The 536-nt window shown below is 45.5% G+C and carries 1 protein-coding gene; it reads right to left on the reverse strand.

All coding sequences use genetic code 11. The features are described 5' to 3' along the window. Positions 1-536: Fe-S cluster assembly ATPase SufC (sufC, locus tag C6366_RS20840; RefSeq protein ID WP_199221576.1), on the reverse strand; the 536-nt coding region annotated here is incomplete at both ends.

Consider the following 536-nt stretch of genomic DNA (forward strand, 5'->3'; position numbering starts at 1 on the left):
GGGTCGAGCATGGCCATCTGAAAAATCTCATTTTTCTTTTTCTCTCCACCAGAAAAGCCTTCGTTTACCGAGCGGTTGGTCAAATCTGAATCTATCTCCACCAGATTTTTCTTGTCGCGCATCAGTTTGAGAAAATCACTCGCTGAAAGCACCTCCTGTCCCCTGTGTTTACGCTGCTCATTAAGGGCTGTACGCATAAAATTTGTCATGCTCACCCCGGGGATTTCAACTGGATACTGAAAGCTGAGAAACAGTCCTTCTCTGGCTCTATCCTCGGGCGACATCTCCAACAAATCTTTTCCATTGAACTCAACCATGCCTTCACTCACCTCAAAAGCCTCATTACCGGTAAACACAGCATCCAAGGTACTCTTTCCGGAACCGTTGGGGCCCATGATGGCATGAATTTCACCCGGTTTTACATCCATTGAAATTCCGCGAAGAATTTCCTTTCCATCGATCATCGCATGTAAATCGTTTATCTTAAGCATTGCCTTTATGTTTTTATCCCTGATGCCCGGTTTAGCGGGCAATTG

It is taken from the genome of Desulfonatronum sp. SC1, from assembly GCF_003046795.1.
Classification (GTDB): Bacteria; Desulfobacterota; Desulfovibrionia; order Desulfovibrionales; family Desulfonatronaceae; genus Desulfonatronum.